Raw genomic sequence first — 12,952 nt, forward strand, 5'->3', positions numbered from 1 at the left:
GGACAAAAACTCGGGACTCAGCGGGAAAGCTTCTGGGTGTCGGGTTCCGGATCGCCGATGTGGCCCGGTGCATTGGCCGCCAGGACACGCTGGACGAAGGCGCAGTACTCCTCCATGTAGTGGCGCAGGAAGGCCGCAGTGGATTCGTCCTTGACCTCGCCGTCGCTGCCGAACACGTCCGGGTTGAACTTCACGTACGCCTCTGGGGCATTGAGCTGCGGGGCGTCCAGGAAGCTCAGCACGGCCCGCATGGAAGACTGCATCACCGCTGTGCCGATGCTCCCGGGCGAGGCGCCGATGATGCCGGTGGGCTTGCGGGCGAACGAGTTGGTGCCCCAGGGACGGGAGCCCCAGTCGATGGCGTTCTTCAGCGCCCCCGGAATGGAGCGGTTGTATTCGGGCGAGACAAAAAGGATGCCGTCGGAGCCTTCGACGGCCTCCTTGAGGGCACGTCCTTCGGGCGGGAAATCGGCGTCGTAGTCGTAGCTGTACAGCGGCAGGTCCTTGATGGGGATCTCGGTGAACTCGAGGTCCTCGGGGGCAAGCTTGATGAGTGCCTGGGAGAGCGTGCGGTTGATGGAGCCGCTGGCCAGGCTCCCTACGAAATAGCCGATCTTGTGCGTTGCCATAGTGGTGTTCCTTCCCAACAGCCGGCGCGGACCGGCTGGGTAAACGGTGCAAAGGGCAGTGCTGCGGCTGGCAGCCGCGGGGGCATTTCGGGTGCAACCCCGGCAGTTCAACCAGGGCGACCCCCACAGTTCAGCACAGAACACCAGCCCCGGCCAGAGCGCAGGCGCCGGTCCTTGACAGTGTGACTGGCGCGGTAGCTAGATGAACGTAAGCGATGGCCACACCACCCACCCGCAACAGAGGAGCGGCAGTCATGAGCGAGATCCCGGAGTCGCTGCAGCGCATCCACAGCGAGGCCCCAGCCGAAGGGGATGAAACGGCAGACCCCACCGACATCCGCATGCATTCGCAGGATCCGGCGGAAGGTGCTGACGACGTCGCAGAACCTGCGCCCAAGCCTGCGGGGACATCCTGACGGAAGTCCCCGCCCGCCGTCGGGCAGCTGCGTCCGTGCAGAGAATCGGTTGAGAGAATAGCCGCATGGAAGTCGCCCTGGGGTTGCTGGCGCTCGCCGCGGTGGTCTGCGCGGTCAGTGCGCTGGGCCGCAAGCTTGACGTGTCGGTCCCGCTGCTACTGGTGCTCGCCGGGGTGGCCGGCTCCTTCCTCCCGTTCGTGCCCCGGGTCGACCTCAACCCTGAGCTTGTCCTCGTGGGACTGCTGCCGCCCCTCCTTTACGCCGCCGCCCTGCGGACCTCGCTGTTCGACTTCCGCTCCAACCGGCGGGCCATCGGGCTGCTCTCGGTGGGCTACGTCATCTTCGGCACCATCGTCGTCGGGCTGGTGGTCTGGTGGCTGTTCCCGGAGATACCGCTGGCTGCTGCCATCGCACTCGCCGCCGTGGTGGCGCCGCCGGATGCGGTGGCTGCCACGGCCATTGCGCGCAAGGTGGGGATGCCGCGCAGGATCGTCAGCATCCTGGAAGGCGAATCGCTGGTCAACGACGCCACCGCCCTGGTGTGCCTGCGCGCAGCCGTCGCCGCCCTTGCCGGAGCCGTGTCCGTGGTGGAGATCGGCGCCGACTTCCTGCTGGCCGCCGGCGGCGGGCTGGTGGTGGGACTGGCCGCAGCCTACGTCCTCACCCAGTTGCGCCTGCGGATCCGCAACGTTGCCATCAATACCTCAACGTCCCTGATGGCGCCCTTTGTGGCGTACCTGCCCGCGGAGGCAATCCACGCGTCGGGCGTCCTGGCCGTGGTGGTCACCGGCCTGATCATGGGCACCAAGGCGCCTTCCATGCCCAACGGTGCCGCCCGGCAGAGCCAGCGGAGCAACTGGGAGACGGTGCAGTTCCTGCTGGAAAACTCGGTGTTCCTCCTCATCGGCCTGCAGGTGCGCACCATCATCGAGGGTGTCCAGGACGACTCCCTGGGCGCTGCCAGAATCTGGGCGGGCTGCGCTGTGATCCTGCTGGCCGTGCTGCTGCTGCGGCCGGTCTGGGTGTTTCCGGCCACCTACCTGCCCAGGCTTATTCCCGCTGTGGCCCGGAAGGACCCTTCGCCGCCCTGGCAGTACCCGGCCATCATCTCCTGGGCCGGCATGCGTGGCGTGGTGACGCTCGCCGCAGCCCTCACGCTGCCCAAGGACCTGGAGCACCGCACCGTGCTGATCCTCGCGGCGATGGTGGTGGTGGCCGGCACCCTGGCGCTGCAGGGGTTCACGCTGCCGGCCCTGGTGCGGCTGCTCCGCGTGCAGGGGCCAGATGCGGGCGAGGACGCGCTGGCCCAGGCCTCGCTGACGCAGCAGGCCACGGCGGCCGGAGTGGAGCGGCTGCACGAATTGCGGACCGACGATGACCCTCCGGAGGTGGTGGCCATGCTCAAGCGGCGGACGCTGGAGCGCGGGCTGGCAGCGTGGGAACGCCTGGGCAGGCCGACGGCGGAGGCCGCCACTCCCAGCCAGCGCTATGCCCAGCTGCGGCTCGCCATGCTCGAGGCGGAGCGGGCGAAGGTCCTCGAACTCAGGAGCGGCGGAAACTACGCGCACGACGTTCTGAGCAACGTCCTGGAGAGGCTCGACGTCGAAGAGTCGATGCTTGACGCCGTCATCGAGGAGGCCGATGTTTCCGGCTCCCGCGCCGTCGCCAGACCGGGAGGCGACTGCACGCATCTGGAGGCCGCACCCGATCCCGAGGTTCCCCGCGACGCACGCTGTGACGCGTGTGTCCGCGAAGGCACCGTCACGGTCCATCTGCGCATGTGCCTGGAGTGCGGGAATGTGGCCTGCTGTGACTCCTCGCCCGCCACCCACGCGTCCCGGCACTTCAAGGCGACCGGACACCCGGTCATGCGCAGCATCGAACCGGGCGAGGACTGGCGGTGGTGCTACGAGGACGATCTGCTCGGATAGTGACGTTCCTGCCCGCCCAGCGCAAGGCTGGCCTGCCCTCCCCTCCTCCATGCCGCGGACCTAAGATTGTCGTATCCGGCATCTTGGAAAGGGTGTGAGACCGATGGCAGAGCATTACGCCTCGGGGGTCTGGCAGGTCAAACAGGGCAAGGATGACGAATTCGTGGAGCGGTGGCGGGAGTTTCTGCAGTGGTCGCGGGAAAACCATCCAGGCATGGTAGAAGCGAAACTGCTCCGGGACAGGGGCACCGCCGGTCATTACGTCTCGTTTTCCGAGTGGACCGATGAGGCGTCGCGGGACGCCTGGAAGCAAGCACCTGAGTTCAAGAACCGCATGGGTGCGTGCGTGGCCCTGTGCGAGAACATGCACGGCGCCGATTTCGACCTCGCGGTATCCGTCTAGGTGCTGGCCGCCATCGGCGCGGCCGGCACAGACACGCCTGCAATGTCCGACGCCGGGGTGAGGATCCAGCGTTCCCCGTGCTCTTCGTAACTGATCACCATGGCCGCGGCGGCAGTGCTTGCGGCGTCTATGGCGAGCAGCAGTGCCGCCTGCATGCGGCTGGCATGACCGAACCTTGAGCTCACCGTGCCCTCGAAGTCGCTGTTGTCGACGAGGATATAGGCCTTGCCCTCGGCCACCGCTTTGATCGAGTACCCGCGCTCCTCATGAACCGAACCGCGGGACGAGGCGATCTCCGTTACCTTATCGGCCCGCACCAAGCTATGGCTGATCGTGCGGATCCACACGTCACCCATCGGGTCTCCTTTGCTGCCGGAGGCTTGAATTTGCCTCTACTTGCAAACGGTAGTCCGTGAAAGCCCGGATGTAAGCCCCCCAATCCGTGCGGCCGCCGTCGGGATCCAAACTGCCAGCAGGTTTTCCCCAAGCTCCGGCAGGTTTTCCCAAGGCTCCTCAGGCAATAGTGGGCCGGACCAGGGATCAACCCTGGCCGGTCTCAGAGCACAGCCAACGCAAGCGTTCGGTTATGCTCCTGGCCGCCGGTTTTGAGGGGGAGAGATGTTGCAAACCTTTTGGCGGTTCCGCGGGGCGATAGCCCCGCATATCTGGGCGTTGGCAGGAGGCGCGCTGCTGGTGGTGTTCGTCGCCGCCATGGAAGTGGCCCTGCCCTGGCCCATGAAGGTCATCGTCGACGACGTGCTGCAGCCGACAGGCAGCTCCAAGGTCCACGAGATGCCCGCGTTCCTCGGCCTGGCTGGCCTAAGCCAGCTCCAACTGCTCCTGCTCGCGGCGTCGGCACTCCTTGCCATGACAGTGCTCAACGCGGGAGCGGATTACCTCGGCACCCGCCTGCTCAACGGCGTTGGTGAGAAGGCCATGGCCACCATCCGGGCCGAAGTCTTCACCCATCTGCAGCGGCTGTCCCTGGCTTTCCACGACAAGCAGCGGCTGGGCGACCTCGTGACCCGCACCACGACGGACGTCGACTACGTGCGGGCGCTCATGGTGTCGATCCTGGCCGTGCTGCTGCCCAACATCTTCATTCTGGGGTTTGTCATCACGATCTGCGTGCTGATCGATCCGACCTTCGCACTGATCGGCCTGGCGGTGGCACCGCTGCTGTTCACCACGGTCCTCTTCTACCGGCGGCGCATCAAGGGCGCGTCGAAGGAGGCCCGCAAGAGGGACAGCGATATCGCGGCCACAATGTCGGAGACGTTCGCCTCGGTCCGGGTGATGCAGACCTACACCAGCGAGGCGCGCCACGAGGAGGACTTCCGCACCCGGAACAACGGACGGCGGGACGCCGGCCTGAGGGTCATCCGGCTGCAGTCCATGTTCTCGCCTTTGGTTGATGTCATCGCGACCCTGGGCACGGTGCTGGTCCTCTGGATCGGTGCCCAGCGGGTAATGGACGGGACCCTGACGCTGGGCCTGCTCCTCGTCTTCATCGCCTATCTGAAGGCCATGTATTCCCCCATGAAGGCCCTGGCCAAGCTCACCACCGTCATCAGCCGCGGCCAGGCCAGCGCCGAGCGCATTCTGGAAATCCTGGACACCGCACCGGCCATCTCGGACCTGCCCGGCGCGCGGCCGGCCCCGCCGCTGGCCGGTTCAGTGGAACTGCGCTCCGTGAGCTTCGGCTACCAGGGGGCCCGGCATGTGCTGCACGGGATTGACCTCAAGGCCGAACCAGGCAGCGTCGTGGCGATCACGGGCCCGACGGGCGCCGGCAAGTCCTCCGTCGTCAGCCTGATTCCGCGGCTCTACGATGCGGACGAGGGGGAAGTTCTCCTTGACGGCATCGATGTGCGGGACCTGCAGGTGGCAACCGTGCGCAGGCAGATATCCATCGTGCTGCAGGAATCGATCCTGTTCCGCGGGACCATCTACGACAACATCGCCTACGGCTCGGAAGGCGCCAGCAGGGAGCAGGTTCTGGCCGCAGCCGAGGCAGCCCACGTGGATGAGTTCGTCCGCAACCTGCCCCTCGGATACGACACCCCCGTGGCCGAACGGGGCGTCACGCTTTCGGGCGGGCAGCGCCAGCGAATCGCCATTGCCCGGGCGCTGGTCCGGGACACCCCCATCGTCATCCTCGACGAACCGACGTCCGGCCTGGACGCGATCTCGGAGCAGTACGTCATGCGTGGCCTGGAGAGGCTGATGGCAGGGCGCACCGTGATCGTCATTGCGCACCGGCTCTCGACGCTCAAACGGGCCGACTGCATCTACGTGCTGGACCAGGGGCGGATCGTGGAAAGCGGCAGGCACGCGGAACTCGCCGCGTCCGGGGGCCTGTACAGCCGGTTGGACAGTCTGCAGCACGCCAAAGTCGCCCCGGCCCTCACCCTCGTTCCTGCCGAGAGCGGCAGCCTTCAGACGGAGACAAGCGCATGAGCAAGACGAAGGCACCCACGTACGGTGCACTGCCCTGGCGGATCGGAAGAAAGGGAGCCCTTGAGGTGCTCCTGATCCACCGGCCGGCGCACGGCGACTGGTCCATCCCCAAAGGCAAGGCGGATCCCGGGGAAACCGGCCGCGAATGCGCGGAACGTGAGGTGCGGGAGGAAACGGGGCTGCGTTGCCGCCTGGGCACGGAACTGCCCAGCATCCGCTACGAGGACAGCAAGCACCGGATAAAGACCATCCGTTACTGGGCTGCCGCGGCGGAGTCAGGCCGCTTCACCGCTAATGAGGAGGTCGACGCCGTCCGGTGGCTTTCGCTGCCGGAGGCCTTGCGCACGGTGACCGAGCCGCGGGACCGGCCCGCCATTATTGCCCTGGGCAGCCTGCTCCAGCTTGAGCTGGGCGTCCATCCGGCGGTCAGGCGGGAAAAAATGCTGCTGCTGGTCCGCGGGGCCGAAATGACGAAGCGGGACCAGTGGGATCCGGCAGCAGGCAGCCGGCCGCTGGCGCCGGCCGGCGAGCAGGCCGCCACGTCGCTGGCTTCGCTGGGAGCCATGTTTGCCATCGAACGCATCCTCGCCGCGCCTTCGGACCGCTGTGTCGAAACCGTGGCGGAACTTGCGCGGCGGGAATCTCTCGAAGTGGAGCGTTCAAACCACCTGGCCGGCGGCGGGCTGGCGGCAACGCTGGATCTCGTGGCCCAGGCCCGCGGGACAGGAACGGTCCTGTGCACACACGAGGATGTCATGGCAGATGTCCTGACCCACCTCGTCCATCACGACCGGACGCTCCTGACCAAGCGCTTTCGCGTCCGCAAGGGATCGGCCTGGGTGGTGACCGGCGACCGCACCCGCTACCGTTCCGCCTACTACCTGCCATTGTCCCCGGCGGACCTCAGCACGGCATTGGACCTCAGCCCCGCTGCGGATCTTCGCCCCGCTGTCTAGCTTCGTGTGCCGGCATTGCGGCGGGCGTACGCTCAAACAGTGGACATTGTGGAGTTCCTGTCCGCGCGCATTGCCGAAGACGAGGCCGTGGCGCGCAAGCTGCTCGGCGACCGCACCACGTCGGAATCGGGTAAGTGGTACGAACGCCGGCTGCTGCTGGAGTGCGAAGCCAAGCGGCGCCTGATCGGCATCGTCGAGGCGGCCAGGCAGACCGCTCTGGCCACGCTCGTGAGCGATCCCTTCGGCGACGAGACCGAGTGGATTCCGCAGGCGCTGGAGTGGACCACCCTGTCCCTGAATGCGCTGGCAGTCCCCTACAGTGACCATCCCGACTTCAACCGGGACTGGCTCTGGTCCCCGTAGGCAGAACGCCGTAGGCAGAACCCAGACAGGCGGAACGCAGTCAGGAGGAACGCAGTGGGCGCGGTTTAGGTGGTGCCCAGGATGCGGCGGGCATCGGCCTGGGCGTCCAGCTCCTGCTGGGACACGACCGACCCGCTGATGTACCCCGCGCGGGCCCTCATGGCGCGGAGTTCCGCCACGGTATAGGGGATCCGGCGCCGGTGCGCCATGGCGTGGCAGTTGGGGCACAGCGGCACCAGGTCCCCCACAGGATCCAGCTCGTAGCCGGGGCCCAACTGGGCAGCCGGGACCAGATGATGGACATGGATGAAGCCCTCGCCCTCCGGGCCGTACGCGGCCTCGAAGGAAAACCCGCAAACGGCGCAAGAGGTTCCGTGGTGCGCCAGGCAGATACGCCGCGCGTGCGGGTTGCGCTCGTAGCGGTTCACCCATACCCGGGCCAGTGCGCCCTGCGGCAGCGTGCCGGGCACCGGCAGGACAGGATCGATCTCGTCGGCCGGCCGGCACTCTGCCCAGAGTTCCCGGACGGCGCGTGCCTGCTCCTCCGGAACCGGTTGGCACGCGCCCGTCGCAACAGCAGCCCAGTCCGTCAGCGGCGCACGGGCGGCCAGGATGTCCACCGGAATCTGGTCTCCGAGCGGCAGCAGCACGTCAAAGTCCACGTCAACGCACGGTTCGGCCCCAGCAAGATATGGCGCGGAGGCCACAACGCCGTGGCCAATGAGCCCGCTTCCTGTCTTTCCATGCAAAAGGAGCCACGCGTCCGCTCCCGGCTCCGGCTGGACGCCGGTTCCGGTGGGCCACACGCGGCGGTGCACGCCGGCAGCGCCCAGCTCATCCACCACCCGCGAATAGCCCGGCCAGGTATCGCCTACACCCGGGTTCCAGCCCAGCAAAACAGCCACCATTCCCTTATCGTGCCACCTGATATGGCTTTTAGGAGGAGCGGTTGCCCAGGCGCCGCCACCACTTCGGTTTGGCTTCCGTGGCAGGTTCCGGTTCGGCCGCGGCCGCCGCTGCCCGGCGCTCGCGCCACCGCTGCACCTCGGCGTCGGCGTCACGGGTGTTCGTGACCACGGGCGGTCCTCCCTGCAGCTGCCGGCGGGCGTTGATGACGCGGGCATTGAAGTCCTCAACCATGCCGCGCACCTGCTTTTCCGTGAACTGGGCGTCCAGGCTGGCGTCCAGCTCCGCGTCCTCGGTGCGCAGCAGGATCGCAGCTGGTCCCAGGCCGCTAAGGTGCTCACGCTCAATGAGGCCCTTGACCCACCAGTCGGGGTCGTAGCCCTCCCCCAGCCCGGGAATCGGTTTGCCGGAGTATTTCAGGTTGTCGAATTTTCCCTGCGCCATCGCGTCCCGGATCAGGTAATCAGCCCGGGCCGCATTGCCGACCTTCCGGCGCTTGTCCCGCAATTCCGCCTCCGCGGCGGACAGCTCCGCGTCATCCTCCGCTGTCCCGCCGGAGTACCGGAGGGCGCGGAGTTCGGCCGCGCGCTCCACCTTCCGCCTGAAGTTGCCGCCTGCTGCTGAACCCGTCACGTTTTCACCGCCCCTGCCGCCGGACACTGTCCCGTTTCCAGTATTCCGGCGCGTGCCGGAGTCTTCAACGGAGCGTTGCGTCCAGGGAGTGCTTTTCTGCACTGGCAGCAGTAGTGGCAGGTACGGGCTATAACAACGACGGCGGGACTTCCCGTCGTCGTGCGCGTGCAGTGTGGACCCGGCTCACATGGGATCGGGCCAGTTGCCGATGTTCGCACGCGCCGGAACGGCGGCGACCTCGTCGCCTTGGGCCCGCGCGCCCGCACCGCTGGGGGCGGCGGCAGCCGAACCGTGACCGGGCGGGGCCTGAGTTGTCGCAGTTTTGCGGGGCCCGGCTGCTGCGGCCGGGCCGGATGGTTGGTCGGGGATCACCTTCACAGGTGCCGTTTTCACAGCCGCCGTGATGGCGGGAAGTTCAGACCTCGGAATCTTCATGGGGGCCCTCGCAGGTGGGGCGGCAACTTTAGGCCGGATCGGGTACTCAACAATGATCGCCGGCCCTCAGCCGGGGCCTTCCGGGCCCTTCGGCTAGATTCTCAGCGATCACCGACGTGCCGAATCAGCCGGGGGGACCGGCCGGTCCGGCAACAACCGTGGCGGCCGTCCCAGCCCAGAGCGTGCCGGCATTTGCTTCCACCGTCACTCTTTCCGCCACCCAGTAGGTCAACCCTAGGGGCTGAGACGCGAAACGGCACCGGAAGCAGGTACTCGAATTTACGCGGCGGCCGCTACTTGGGCACTCGTTGGGGCGGAGCGAGCCGGCCAGGCTGGCCCGGCCGGCGGACCTAGGCCGGGTCCGCCAGCTCGGCCGGCCAGACCACCCGAAACCGTTCGAAAACAATCTCGTCGGATTCCGTCCATTCCAGGCCACGGCGGGCGCGGGTCCGGGTCCAATACTTACGGTGCTCCGCCTGCCAGCTGGTTAGCGACCCGTCATCCTCGCCCTCATCCCGCGCGAAGCCTTCGTCGGCGCTGGTAAACGGGCCGAGGCGCAGCTCGACGGTCCGCAGCACGACGCGCGGGATGCCGGCACCGTCACAGGCTATCCAATGCGACCCGATGCGGGGCAGGCTGTCCCCGGCCGCAAGGAATTCGTCGGCGAGTTCAGAGGTGGCGCGCTTGGGCCCCTCCGTCACTGCCCGCAGCAGCTCGTCGGCCAGGGCCGCGGAATCCCCGAAGCGCTCCACCGTGTAGTCAGGGCAAAGGCGGACGGCTCCGGGGCAGGCGGCGGCATATTCGGACCAGAAAAGCTTGGCCGCCGCTGTGTCCACGCCGGAAAAATCTGTGCCACTCACGCGAGCGCCTCCTTCAGCCAGCGGTCAGGAACAGGCGCCGGCACGCGGTCAATTCCCACGGCCATTGTGGCAAAGAAAAATAGTGCCAAGGCGAGAGGACGACGCCGGGTGCGTCCCGCCGTCGTTCTCCCGCCCAGTACTAAAAGGGCCCCACTGGGTCCGTCCGGCCGGGCGGGCGGAGGTCGATGATCGGAAGGTGCCCGTCCGTGCGGATGCTGTCCCCACCACCGTTGCGGTGGTGGTATCCGGAGGAGAAATGCCTAATCACGTGCACGGATTCCACGGCCTTTGCCGCTTGCAGCGTGCCGATGATGAAGTCGCGCTCTTCATCGGTCCCGTCGGCGATCTTGTGTGTAATTTGGAACGTGAAGAGCGAGAGGCCAACGCTTTTGTCGTAGGTACCGGCGCCCACCCAGTCGACGGCGAACCCGCCGGGAAGCATCCAGCCGTCCGGGCATTTCCAGAACCGCACATGGTGCCGCTTGCGCGGGTTGCCATCGATCTCCCGCTGGAACACCATGTCCTGCTTGTTGCCGAAGACATACAGGGCGCTGACGGGCGACTGCGCATAGCTCCGGCCGAGAAGGGTCGCGGTGAGCGTGCGCCAGGCGGTGGCCGGGGTGACGGGGTCGGCCTCAATCCATCCTGCCGTGAGCATCGCGGTGCGGAGCTCGTCCGCGGGTCCGATGACAGCGAGGTTGACCGGATCGCCCAGCACGCCGTCGCCGGTGCGGGCACGCCCGATGAAGTAATTCGGCAGGTACAGGCTGCTGAAGATCTTGTGGACGCGGGGCAGGAAGGCATAGGCCGCAATGAGCCAGACGGGCAGAAACACCCACACCTGCTCCGGTCCCCTGGCCAGCCGGGCGAGCAGGAAGAAATAGACCGCCCAGCCCATGGCTCCGGTGATGGCCACGTACAGCAGCCGCTGGAGGACGGCGACGACCGTGGCCCAGCGGGTGCCCCAGCGCGCCTTCCGGCTGTCCGGCCGGGAGTGCTCCGGCTCCTGAATCGTTTGGCTGGCCACCTACTTGGGCAGGTGCTCCAGCAGGTGCCCCGTGACAGCGCCGTATGCGGCGTGGGGCACGATGTCGCTGACCCAGTCCGCGGCACTCCAGGTCCGCGGATCAGTCACGCCAAGGGCGGTCATGGGCACGTTGGAGACGAGCAGGGCGGCCACGGAGGCCACCGCCACCGACCGGACTGGCCCGGTGCGCACGCCCAGTGATCCGGCCGCCCCCAGCACAGCGCCGAGGCCCATGCCCGTGGCGATCCCGAGCAGCGGGCCAAGGGCTTCCACCCGGTTCCCTCGCTGGGCTTCGGTTCCCGGAATGGTCACACCTGCCCGTTCCGCCAGCCGCTCCACTGAGTCGGAGGGCGTCGTGCTGGCCGCCCGGCCCCGCCACACCATGTCCAGGTAGCTGACGGCATTGAGCGCCGTGGTTCCTGCCGCGCCGGCGAGCGCTCCGTTCACGAGTCCTTTGAACAGGGACATCCTCAACTCTCCTTCTGGCCGTGTGCTGGGCACTCCTACGCTGAAACTTACGTGTTGTCCCGTGATGGCGGCAACGCCAGCTTCAGGGCTTCACGTTGTCCGGAGCGGCGCGGCTGTGAAAACATGCCTCATGCGCGCCATGCAGAATTCCAGCCGATTGCAAGATGTCCGGTACGACCTCAGGGGTCCGGTGCAGCACGCGGCGAAGAAGATGGAGGCGGAAGGCCACAGCATTCTGCGCATGAACCTCGGGGATCCGGCGCCGTTCGGCCTGCATGCGCCGGAGTCCATCGTGGTGGACATGATCCACCACCTGCGCGAGGCGCAGGGCTACAGCGATTCGAAGGGCATTTTCTCCGCCCGGACCGCCATCTCGCAGTACTACCAGACCAAGGGCCTGATGGAGATCGGCGTCGAGGACATCTTCATCGGCAACGGCGTCAGCGAGCTCATTTCCATGACGCTGCAGGCCTTCCTGGAGGACGGCGACGAGGTCCTCATCCCGTCCCCGGACTATCCGCTGTGGACTGCCGCCACGGTGCTCTGCGGCGGCAGCGCCGTGCACTACATGTGCGATGAGGAGAACAACTGGTGGCCGGACATGGCGGACGTCGAGGCGAAGATCACTGACCGCACGCGTGCCATCGTGCTCATCAACCCCAATAACCCGACCGGGGCCGTCTATCCCCGGCACGTCCTCGAGGGGTTCGCCGATCTGGCCCGCCGCCATGACCTGGTGCTGTTTTCCGATGAGATCTACGAGAAGATCCTGTTCGAGGACAAAGTCCATATCCACACGGCTTCCGTGGCCCGGGACATTCCGGTACTGACGTTTTCCGGCCTGTCCAAGGCGTACCGGATGCCCGGGTACCGGGCCGGCTGGGTGGCCGTGAGCGGGCCGCGCTGGGCAACCGCCGCGTACCGGGAGTCGCTGGAGCTGCTGGCCTCGCTCCGGCTCTGCCCCAATGTTCCCGCGCAGCACGCCATCCAGACGTCGCTGGGCGGCTACCAAAGCATCACGGACCTGATCCGGCCCGGCGGGCGCCTGCGCGAACAGCGCGACCTTGCCTGCCGGCTACTCAACGAGATCCCCGGCGTGAGCTGCGTGCCGGCGGCCGGTGCGATGTACCTGTTCCCGAAGCTGGATCCGGAGATGTACCCGTTCGTGGACGACGAGCAGTTCGTCCTTGATCTGCTTCAGGACCAGAAAATCCTGGTCTCGCACGGGACGGCGTTCAACTGGCACGCGACTGACCACTTCAGGTTCGTCATCCTGCCCGCCGTTGACGACATCCGCGAGGCGGTCCGCCGTATCTCCACCTTCCTGTCCTCGTACCGGGCCAAAGCGGGCCGCGCCCGCGCCATGTCCGGCAACGCCCACCACGGTACGGACGAACTGAGCGCCTGAACACTGCCGCCCCAGCGGCCCAGGAAAGCGGACGACGGCGGGAGGCTCCCGCCGTCG

The 12,952-nt window shown here is 67.1% G+C and carries 15 protein-coding genes; 7 read left to right on the forward strand and 8 right to left on the reverse strand.

The genetic code is table 11. The annotated features are described in order from the left end of the window. Positions 1–17: 17 nt before the first annotated feature. Positions 18–629, reverse strand: coding sequence for an NADPH-dependent FMN reductase (locus tag LFT45_RS19105; protein WP_236805151.1), 612 nt, complete (start codon positions 627–629; stop codon positions 18–20). Positions 630–883: 254 nt separating this feature from the next. Between LFT45_RS19105 and LFT45_RS19110 the strand changes: the two genes are divergently transcribed. From LFT45_RS19110 to LFT45_RS19120, 3 genes are all read left to right on the forward strand, one after another. Further along, a complete protein-coding gene (locus tag LFT45_RS19110; RefSeq protein WP_236805152.1) occupies positions 884–1,045 on the forward strand; it encodes a hypothetical protein in 162 nt (53 codons plus the stop codon). A gap of 65 nt (positions 1,046–1,110) precedes the next feature. Next, positions 1,111–2,976, forward strand: coding sequence for a Na+/H+ antiporter (locus LFT45_RS19115; RefSeq protein ID WP_236805153.1), 1,866 nt, complete (start codon positions 1,111–1,113; stop codon positions 2,974–2,976). 103 nt (positions 2,977–3,079) lie between these two features. Further along, complete coding sequence (locus LFT45_RS19120) at positions 3,080–3,379, forward strand: antibiotic biosynthesis monooxygenase family protein (RefSeq protein ID WP_236805154.1); 300 nt, start codon at positions 3,080–3,082, stop codon at positions 3,377–3,379. On the opposite strand, the gene LFT45_RS19125 is transcribed toward LFT45_RS19120, so the two are convergent. Beyond that, positions 3,376–3,735, reverse strand: coding sequence for a hypothetical protein (locus LFT45_RS19125; protein WP_236805155.1), 360 nt, complete (start codon positions 3,733–3,735; stop codon positions 3,376–3,378). The genes LFT45_RS19120 and LFT45_RS19125 overlap by 4 nt on opposite strands. A gap of 262 nt (positions 3,736–3,997) precedes the next feature. On the opposite strand from LFT45_RS19125, the gene LFT45_RS19130 reads away from it, so the two are divergent. From LFT45_RS19130 to LFT45_RS19140, 3 genes are read left to right on the forward strand one after another with little or no spacing between them, the layout of a single operon-like run. Then, positions 3,998–5,839 carry an ABC transporter ATP-binding protein gene (locus LFT45_RS19130; RefSeq protein WP_236805156.1) on the forward strand — a complete coding sequence of 614 codons (1,842 nt, stop codon included), beginning with the start codon at positions 3,998–4,000 and terminating at the stop codon, positions 5,837–5,839. Further along, entirely contained in the window at positions 5,836–6,795 is a 960-nt protein-coding gene (locus LFT45_RS19135) for an NUDIX hydrolase (protein WP_236805157.1), read from the forward strand. The genes LFT45_RS19130 and LFT45_RS19135 overlap by 4 nt, the downstream gene beginning before the upstream one ends. 39 nt (positions 6,796–6,834) lie before the next feature. Further along, positions 6,835–7,158 (forward strand): DUF6221 family protein, encoded by a 324-nt coding sequence (locus LFT45_RS19140; protein WP_236805158.1) that lies wholly within the window; start codon positions 6,835–6,837, stop codon positions 7,156–7,158. A 65-nt stretch (positions 7,159–7,223) separates the two neighbouring features. Here the strand turns inward: LFT45_RS19140 and LFT45_RS19145 are convergent, their stop codons facing one another. The 6 genes from LFT45_RS19145 to LFT45_RS19170 form a co-directional block, all read right to left on the reverse strand. After that, positions 7,224–8,066 carry an HNH endonuclease gene (locus LFT45_RS19145; protein ID WP_236805159.1) on the reverse strand — a complete coding sequence of 281 codons (843 nt, stop codon included), beginning with the start codon at positions 8,064–8,066 and terminating at the stop codon, positions 7,224–7,226. A 28-nt stretch (positions 8,067–8,094) separates the two neighbouring features. Then, the gene (locus tag LFT45_RS19150; protein ID WP_236805160.1) at positions 8,095–8,697 is read right to left on the reverse strand and encodes a J-domain-containing protein; all 603 of its coding nucleotides are present in this window, start codon (positions 8,695–8,697) and stop codon (positions 8,095–8,097) included. A gap of 183 nt (positions 8,698–8,880) precedes the next feature. Beyond that, on the reverse strand, positions 8,881–9,132 hold the full coding sequence (locus LFT45_RS19155) for a hypothetical protein (protein ID WP_236805161.1): 252 nt from the start codon (positions 9,130–9,132) through the stop codon (positions 8,881–8,883). A gap of 350 nt (positions 9,133–9,482) precedes the next feature. Next, positions 9,483–9,992 (reverse strand): ASCH domain-containing protein, encoded by a 510-nt coding sequence (locus LFT45_RS19160; protein WP_236805162.1) that lies wholly within the window; start codon positions 9,990–9,992, stop codon positions 9,483–9,485. Positions 9,993–10,131: 139 nt separating this feature from the next. Next, entirely contained in the window at positions 10,132–11,019 is an 888-nt protein-coding gene (locus LFT45_RS19165) for an LssY C-terminal domain-containing protein (RefSeq protein WP_236805163.1), read from the reverse strand. Then, positions 11,020–11,487 (reverse strand): hypothetical protein, encoded by a 468-nt coding sequence (locus LFT45_RS19170; RefSeq protein WP_236805164.1) that lies wholly within the window; start codon positions 11,485–11,487, stop codon positions 11,020–11,022. 130 nt (positions 11,488–11,617) lie between these two features. Between LFT45_RS19170 and LFT45_RS19175 the strand changes: the two genes are divergently transcribed. Continuing rightward, positions 11,618–12,895 (forward strand): pyridoxal phosphate-dependent aminotransferase, encoded by a 1,278-nt coding sequence (locus tag LFT45_RS19175; protein ID WP_236805165.1) that lies wholly within the window; start codon positions 11,618–11,620, stop codon positions 12,893–12,895. Positions 12,896–12,952 lie beyond the last annotated feature (57 nt).

Origin of the sequence: Arthrobacter sp. FW305-BF8 (genome assembly GCF_021789315.1) — a bacterium.
In the GTDB taxonomy this organism is placed as follows: Bacteria; Actinomycetota; Actinomycetes; order Actinomycetales; family Micrococcaceae; genus Arthrobacter.

Excerpts from the sequence above, each read along its gene's own strand:
- LFT45_RS19115 (WP_236805153.1), top strand. The coding sequence starts at position 1,111 with ATGGAAGTCGCCCTGGGGTTGCTGGCGCTCGCCGCGGTGGTCTGCGCG.
- LFT45_RS19170 (WP_236805164.1), bottom strand. The coding sequence starts at position 11,487 with ATGTCCCTGTTCAAAGGACTCGTGAACGGAGCGCTCGCCGGCGCGGCA.
- LFT45_RS19120 (WP_236805154.1), top strand. The coding sequence starts at position 3,080 with ATGGCAGAGCATTACGCCTCGGGGGTCTGGCAGGTCAAACAGGGCAAG.
- LFT45_RS19175 (WP_236805165.1), top strand. The coding sequence starts at position 11,618 with ATGCGCGCCATGCAGAATTCCAGCCGATTGCAAGATGTCCGGTACGAC.
- LFT45_RS19145 (WP_236805159.1), bottom strand. The coding sequence starts at position 8,066 with ATGGTGGCTGTTTTGCTGGGCTGGAACCCGGGTGTAGGCGATACCTGG.
- LFT45_RS19105 (WP_236805151.1), bottom strand. The coding sequence starts at position 629 with ATGGCAACGCACAAGATCGGCTATTTCGTAGGGAGCCTGGCCAGCGGC.
- LFT45_RS19130 (WP_236805156.1), top strand. The coding sequence starts at position 3,998 with ATGTTGCAAACCTTTTGGCGGTTCCGCGGGGCGATAGCCCCGCATATC.
- LFT45_RS19135 (WP_236805157.1), top strand. The coding sequence starts at position 5,836 with ATGAGCAAGACGAAGGCACCCACGTACGGTGCACTGCCCTGGCGGATC.
- LFT45_RS19155 (WP_236805161.1), bottom strand. The coding sequence starts at position 9,132 with ATGAAGATTCCGAGGTCTGAACTTCCCGCCATCACGGCGGCTGTGAAA.
- LFT45_RS19110 (WP_236805152.1), top strand. The coding sequence starts at position 884 with ATGAGCGAGATCCCGGAGTCGCTGCAGCGCATCCACAGCGAGGCCCCA.
- LFT45_RS19125 (WP_236805155.1), bottom strand. The coding sequence starts at position 3,735 with ATGGGTGACGTGTGGATCCGCACGATCAGCCATAGCTTGGTGCGGGCC.